This window comes from Roseibium album (assembly GCF_001404515.1).
GTDB lineage: Bacteria > Pseudomonadota > Alphaproteobacteria > Rhizobiales > Stappiaceae > Roseibium > Roseibium album.
Genome location: NZ_CXWE01000002.1, coordinates 905,593 through 912,299 on the forward strand (window position 1 = coordinate 905,593; position 6,707 = coordinate 912,299).

Annotated in this window: 6 protein-coding genes; 4 read left to right on the plus strand and 2 right to left on the minus strand. The window is 55.9% G+C overall.

Annotated elements, in window-relative coordinates:
- Nucleotides 1-15 precede the first annotated feature (15 nt).
- Together LA5095_RS09420 and LA5095_RS09425 are read left to right on the plus strand one after the other, a co-directional pair.
- Nucleotides 16-1,032, plus strand: coding sequence for a LacI family DNA-binding transcriptional regulator (locus LA5095_RS09420; protein WP_055114148.1), 1,017 nt, complete (start codon nt 16-18; stop codon nt 1,030-1,032).
- Complete coding sequence (locus LA5095_RS09425; protein WP_082442672.1) at nt 1,025-1,651, plus strand: HAD family hydrolase; 627 nt, start codon at nt 1,025-1,027, stop codon at nt 1,649-1,651. Before LA5095_RS09420 ends, LA5095_RS09425 begins: the two co-directional genes overlap by 8 nt.
- Before the next feature lie 184 nt (nt 1,652-1,835).
- On the opposite strand, the gene LA5095_RS09430 is transcribed toward LA5095_RS09425, so the two are convergent.
- Nucleotides 1,836-2,525 (minus strand): FadR/GntR family transcriptional regulator, encoded by a 690-nt coding sequence (locus LA5095_RS09430; RefSeq protein ID WP_055114151.1) that lies wholly within the window; start codon nt 2,523-2,525, stop codon nt 1,836-1,838.
- Between the two features lie 84 nt (nt 2,526-2,609).
- On the opposite strand from LA5095_RS09430, the gene LA5095_RS09435 reads away from it, so the two are divergent.
- A complete protein-coding gene (locus LA5095_RS09435; protein ID WP_144435907.1) occupies nt 2,610-3,359 on the plus strand; it encodes a sulfite exporter TauE/SafE family protein in 750 nt (249 codons plus the stop codon).
- A gap of 134 nt (nt 3,360-3,493) precedes the next feature.
- Here the strand turns inward: LA5095_RS09435 and LA5095_RS09440 are convergent, their stop codons facing one another.
- Nucleotides 3,494-4,378 (minus strand): LysR substrate-binding domain-containing protein, encoded by an 885-nt coding sequence (locus LA5095_RS09440; protein ID WP_055114155.1) that lies wholly within the window; start codon nt 4,376-4,378, stop codon nt 3,494-3,496.
- A 132-nt stretch (nt 4,379-4,510) separates the two neighbouring features.
- Between LA5095_RS09440 and LA5095_RS09445 the strand changes: the two genes are divergently transcribed.
- On the plus strand, nt 4,511-6,103 hold the full coding sequence (locus LA5095_RS09445) for an aldehyde dehydrogenase (NADP(+)) (RefSeq protein WP_055114158.1): 1,593 nt from the start codon (nt 4,511-4,513) through the stop codon (nt 6,101-6,103).
- The last annotated feature ends 604 nt before the right edge of the window (nt 6,104-6,707 follow it).

The following is a 6,707-nucleotide window of genomic DNA, read 5'->3' on the forward strand; positions in this document are numbered from 1 at the left end:
CCGGGGTGGGCGCGAATGAAAAAGAGACCGACGATACTGGATGTTGCGGACAAGGCAGGCGTATCGAAATCGACCGTCTCGCTTGTCCTGCAGAACTCTCCGTCGGTCAGGCAGTCGACGCGCGAAGATGTAAACAGGGCCATCAGTGACCTCGGCTACGTCTATAACCGCTCCGCAGCCGGTTTGCGCGGCGCCTCCTCCGGACTGATCGGCCTCATCATCAACGATTTGCGCAACCCTTTCTTCACCGAATTTGCTGCAAGCGCGCAGATGGAATTTGCCCGAAAGGGGTATTCGACAGTCATTGCCAACACAGACGAAGACCCCGGCAATCAGGCACAAGTCATCGGAACGATGATCGAGCACGGTGTATCGGCCTTTGTCATTTCACCTGCCTATGGCGGTGGCGACAATGCCTTTGACCGGATAGAGCACGCCGGCATACCGACAATGCAGGTGCTCCGTCAGGTCGACAATCGAACGGGTCTGTTCCCCTTCGCCACGCACAACTATGCTGCAGGCGGCGAGATGGCGACACACCACCTGATCGACCTGGGTTGCCGGAAAATTGCCTTTGTCGGCGGTTTGAAAGACCGGCCGATCACAAATGAAAGAATGTCTGGCTATCGTACGGTCATGACCGCCCTTGGATATTCCGCCACAACATTCCATGGTCGGCCTTCCCGGGCATTCGGCCGGGAAATGGCGCTTACAATAGCTTCTGAACATCCGGAAATCGAAGCTGCGATCTGCTTCAGTGATCTCGTTGCACTCGGCATGCTTTCCGGCTTTGCCGAGGCGGGTGTGAAGGTTGGCGAGGACTTTCGGCTCGTCGGTTTTGACGATATCGAAGAAAGTTCACTTGTTTACCCGCGGCTCAGTTCCATAAGGTGTGACACGGAACTCTTCGGGCAAAGTGCTGCACAGGCCATGCTCACCTGGATCGTCGACGATATACGCCCGCCGGACGTCAAGCACCACGATGTCAATCTGATCGAACGTCAGTCGAGTGTCGGGCCTGATCATGAGTGATTGTCCTGAGGGCGCGTTGTCATCACCCGATACGGGAAAATTTGAGGCACTCCTGCACAGCGCCAGGGCCCTGATTTTCGATTGCGACGGAACGCTGGTCAAGACTCCTGATCTCTATGGCAAGGGCTGGCGGAAAGCCTTCCGGAATGCCGGGCTGGACATGGAGCTCGCCTGGTATCACCTGCGCGCCGGTATGTCCGAACACGTGTTGATGGACGCCTACGAGCAGGAGCACAACGTAAAACTCGACCGCGAGCGAACGGTCCAGGACTTGCGGACTGCTCTGCTCCAGGACATGCCGTCCGTCCGGGAAATACAGGACGTAGCTTCGGTCGCTCGCAGGTTCCACGGCCTGAAACCGATGGCGGTCGCCTCGGGTGGCCCTAGGGAAATCGTCCGCGCATCACTGGATGCTGCTGGTTTGCTCCAGCTGTTCGATACCGTCGTGACGATCGATGATGTCAACAACGCCAAACCCGCACCGGACCTTTTTCTGGAGGCAGCTGAACGTCTGGGTGTGACATCCCGGTTCTGCCTGGTCTTTGAAGACAGTCCTCAAGGCCTGCAGGCAGCAGGCAATGCGGGCATGTCAGTTATTGACGTGAACGGTCTCATCTGAAAGGCGCAGCATCGCGTCGCTTATTATGCCTTTTGCCCGGTCAACACGCGTGTACTATTCGACATGACCGGGAGAGAAGCGCTCACGTTGGCTGGAGAGCTGCTCGATTTGCGGAAGATGGATCTCACGTCGTTCGCTGGCCGACCAATCGCACCAGGGGCGGAATACTATTGAAAAGAAACACTTACGATCTGCCTGGAGACATGGCGGCTTCAACCGTCTCCAGGTGATCAGCCATGGCACTGGAAGCTGAGATTACGTCAGCGGATGCAATAAAGTTCACGATGTTTTCGTGCTGGTCGCCATGGGCAGTTCGGAATTCATCAGCGCCCAGGCGACGATACGTGCGATCCCATTCCTTTTGCCAGGCAGCCCGGCGGCGCGCGCCGGAAAGATAAGTCAGAAATCCGATCAGGATAGGGTTTCGCGACACCAGTGCGACCGTGCGATGAAACGCATCATCTATTTGTTCGCATGCGGTTCTGTCCGCGGCCTTGCGTCCTTCCGCAACCAGTTTGCGTAATATGGCAACATCCGCCGCATCCGCGCGGCGGGCGGCCTCGGCAGCAACTTGCGGCTCAAGCAGAATTCGGGCACGCATCAGATCAGGTGGTGTTGCGCCTTCCAACAGCAATGTATCCCGGACAGGCAGATGTCGAGGCCGCGCGCCGCGAAAGGTACCTTGCCCGACATTGCGCCAGATTTCCCCTTCTTTCTCCAGGTCGGAGAGCCCTTTTCGAAGCGTTTCACGGCTGCAGCCAAGGCGCATCGACAAGACCCGCTCGGCAGGCAACCTGTCACCGGCATCGGGAGCGAGGTCGGCAAGAAGTTGCCGAAGTTCGGTCAAAACGGATTCGCTTGATTTTCTGGACATCGGCCTCTCCTTTTCAGACCAATTTGTAGACCATTTTGTCAATGTGCAAGACAAGTTCCGCTTCATGCAGAATGGGGACTGAACGTGTTTGAAATTGCATTCCTGTTTACAGCCGGTTTTGCGGCCGGCCTCTTGAACGCCGTCGCAGGTGGCGGAACATTCCTGAGCCTGCCCGCGCTTCTTTACGCGGGCATTCCGCCGATCAGCGCCAACGCGACAGCTACATTGAGTGCCTTGCCCGGGTATCTCGGCAGTGCATGGGCATTCAGAAGAGACATGCACCCTGAAGGCAGTCTGAAGCTGACGGTAATCATCGGCGTCGCATCAGTGGGAAGTGTCCTTGGAGCGCTTTTGCTGGTTGTCACGCCAGGGGAGGCCTTTTTGTGGATCGTACCCTGGTTCCTGATGATCGCGACGGTACTCTTTGCAGTCGGACCCGCGTTGCTCCGCTGGATGCGCATACGGGGTATGGAAAATCCGGGAACATTTTTTTCGATCTTCGCAATCATCTGTGTATCGATCTATGGCGGATATTTTAACGGCGGCCTCGGAATCATGCTGCTCGCAACCTTTGGCCTGCTGGGTTACGAAAACCTGCACGGAATGAACGGCTTGAAAAACCTCCTGTCCGTCATACTGTCACTTGTGTCCGCCCTCACATTCATCACCGCAGGTTTGATTGCCTGGGAACAGGCTTTGATCATGGCTGCGAGCGCAGCTCTCGGCGGCTATGCGGGTGCTCGGGTCAGTCTCAAAATCGTCAGAACCGATCTTCTCCATCACTTTGTGACCACAGTCGGAACGATCATGACCCTGGCATTCTTCTTGCGCTGAAGCAGATAGCCGTTCAGGTCACTGCGCTTGCCCTTGAACATCGAAACAGTCTTGCGCCGCTGAAAGTTTGGGCCTGCCGGAGGCGGAATTTGGAATTCATCACCAGGGTATGGCATATCCTCGCGGCAGTGACGTTATTGAGTGCCCTGTGCGAGAAGCTCTGCGTCGACCCATTTCAAAAAAATATCGACGGCTTGACGGTCGGCGTGATTTTCCGGAAAGACCAGATAGTACTGGCGGTAACTGGCAACGGTAATGTCGAGAGCCGGGGTGATGCGCCCGTCGCGCAACTCCGCTGCGATCAAAGCGGGATCCATCAGCGCAATGCCTGCACCTGCTATGCAGGCATCGAGAATTTGAGACGTATTCTGAAATTCAAGGCGTGCGGCCGGAGCATCGAACGGCTCGTCAACACTTGCAAAAAACTCGCTCCATTCTGCCGGAACCTGCGAGTTATAGAGAAGTGGCGCAGTCTTGAGGTCATTCAGGTCTAAAATTGAATCGGCCAGAAGCGGCGCACAGAACGGCGTCAGATTTTCGTTCATGAGCAAACGCGACACCAGGTTCGGCCAACTGCCCTTGCCCCTGCGGATGACAAAATCCAGATCTTCCGCTTCAAAGTCGGATTTCTGGGTGCTGGTTTGAATCGCCAGTTCCCAGTCGGCAAAGAGAGACTGAAATCGCTCAAGGCGCGGCATCAGCCAGCGAGTGGCAAAAAACGGCACGACTGACATCTTGATCGTTCGGCTTCGCTTTGGATCCATCAGCAGATCCGTCGCACGAAGCAGAATCCGGACGCCCTGCTGAACATTCATGAAGTAGAACTCACCTCTCGACGTCAACGTGACACCGCGCTCGACCCGCGCAAACAGTTTGACGCCGAGCGTGTTCTCAAGCTGGCGTATCTGATGACTGACGGCAGAAGGACTGATGCACAGCTCGTCTGCGGCCTTGTTGAAGCTCAGCAAACGCGCTGCCGTTTCAAACGTACGCAAGCTGTTGAGTGAAGGATAGGCCATGGCGCTGTGAATGGAATTGGTTCTGGTTAGATGAGTATATCCTCATCTGTATCTCAAAAATCGTCTTTTGTCAGGCAATGTCCCGTGACCTAGGCTTCATGAGCCAAACTCTAAACATGACCGAGATTGAACATGACAAGTCTGACTGGAAATCTATTGATCAATGGAAGCTGGCTCGCTTCTTCCTTGCCGCATGAAGCTTTCACGGTAGTCAACCCCGCCGACAACACGCAACTGCCGACGGAGTTTGCCAATGCGTCTCCAGAAGAAATTGATCTGGCAGTGAGCGCGGCGACAGAGGCTTTCCGGTCCTATTCGGTACTGCCTGCCGCCAAACGCGCCACCTTTCTTGAGGCAATCGCCACTGCGATGGAACACGCCAGCGACCCTATTGTCGATCGCGGTATTCTGGAAACCGGGTTACCGGAAGCGCGGCTCCGTGGAGAACTTGGCCGCACGACCGGACAGCTGCGGATGTTTGCCAATCTGTTGAAACGTGGCGACTGGAAACGTGTTGTGATCGATACAGCCGACCCTGCACGCCAGCCCTTGCCGAAACCGGACATTCGCCTGACGCAGGTGCCACTCGGTCCGGTCGTTGTATTCGCAGCGAGTAACTTTCCGCTGGCTTTTTCGACTGCGGGCGGTGACACGGCCTCCGCTCTTGCCGCGGGTTGTCCGGTTATCGTCAAGGCGCATTCCGCTCATCCGGGAACTTCCGAACTGGTCGCAGGCTGCATTCTAGCCGCCATCAGGCAAACGGGTGTTCCGTCGGGAACCTTTGCAATGTTACACGGTCCGGGACGGACTGTCGGCACAGCGCTCGTGCGGCATCCGGGCATCAAGGCCGGAGGCTTTACAGGCTCCGTGTCGGGTGGCCGAGCACTGTTTGATGTTGCAACAGGGCGCCCCGACCCGATCCCGTTTTTCGGAGAACTTGGTTCTACCAATCCGGTGTTCCTGTTGGAGGAGGCACTCGCGGCAAATGGAGAATCTATTGTCCAGGCGTTCGTAGGTGCGATGACCCTCGGCGCCGGTCAGTTCTGCACAAATCCGGGCATCCTTGTCGCACGAAAAAATGTGGCAACGGAAACATTCATCAAAAACGCTTCAGAGCTGGTTTCGCAGCAAATTCCGCAAACAATGTTGACTTCCTCGATATGCGCGAGTTTTCGAAAAGGAAATGCTCACCGTGAGAGTGTGCAGAGCGTGTCCGTTCTGTCTACTGGTATGGACGCATCCGGGAATGATGCTTCGCCTGTGCTGATGGCCGTCTCTGCAAAGGAATATCTGGGCGATCCGCATCTGCAGGAAGAAATCTTCGGGCCGTCGACACTGATGATCCTCTGCGACACTGACAGCGAGATGCTGCAGGTTGCCGGCAGTTTCCATGGTCATCTGACCGGTTCGATATTTGCCGAAGAATCCGACAGTGAAATGAGTACTGCAATCGCCGCAGTTATGCAGAAAAAGGTCGGACGTTTGATCTTCAACGGTTATGGCACCGGTGTTGAAGTTTGCGCCGGCATGTCGCATGGAGGCCCATATCCTTCCAGCACAAATGTGCAGTCGACATCAGTCGGCGAGCGCGCCATCGATCGGTTCGTTCGCCCGCTTTGTTACCAGAACACTCCGGATGCGTTGCTGCCTGAGGAACTCAAAAACACCAATCCGCTGGGTGTCCGCAGGCTTGTCGACGGAAACTGGTCGTCAGATCCAATCTGATTTGACACCGGTCTTCCGGCCCGACACTGCAAGATCCACCCATTTGAGTGTGGTTAGCTTTGCGACTTTTAGTCTGCTGCGTCGGGTCTGGTCACTGCTCGGGTGGATTTGTTTTGTCGGATCCAAAAAAAAGCCCGTCCGATTTCTCGGCGGGCTTTGTTTGTTTGCGGGATCGGGATTTTGCTTTCGCGTTGCGCTTTGGGTCTAGGCGCTTGTCGTGAGCCTGGCCTTTTGGTCGCGTTTTGCAAGGTCCGGGTCCTTGTCGGGTGCAACAAAAAAGCCGCCCGATGTGGGCGGCTTTTTTTGTTGTTTGCGGGAGCAGGATTTGGTGTTTTTCTGCCCCTTTGCGTCGGACTATGTCCTCCTTCCGGGGCCCCCGTCAGGTCAAAATCGGCGACCCCTTCCAACAAAAAAGCCGCCCGATGTGGGCGGCTTGTTTTTGTTGTTTGCGGGATCAGGATTTGGTGTTTTTTTGCCCTTCTGCGTCGGGCTTTGCCCTCCTTGATGGGCCCGGAGAGGTTCTCGCCTGTATCCACTGTCCAGATACGCCAAAGGCCGCCCTGTTGGACGGCCTTTGGCGTATTTGGTTGCGGGAGCAGGATTT

Coding starts and splice junctions, on each gene's coding strand:
- LA5095_RS09420 (WP_055114148.1), top strand. CDS start 16: ATGAAAAAGAGACCGACGATACTGGATGTTGCGGACAAGGCAGGCGTA.
- LA5095_RS09425 (WP_082442672.1), top strand. CDS start 1,025: ATGAGTGATTGTCCTGAGGGCGCGTTGTCATCACCCGATACGGGAAAA.
- LA5095_RS09430 (WP_055114151.1), bottom strand. CDS start 2,525: ATGTCCAGAAAATCAAGCGAATCCGTTTTGACCGAACTTCGGCAACTT.
- LA5095_RS09440 (WP_055114155.1), bottom strand. CDS start 4,378: ATGGCCTATCCTTCACTCAACAGCTTGCGTACGTTTGAAACGGCAGCG.
- LA5095_RS09445 (WP_055114158.1), top strand. CDS start 4,511: ATGACAAGTCTGACTGGAAATCTATTGATCAATGGAAGCTGGCTCGCT.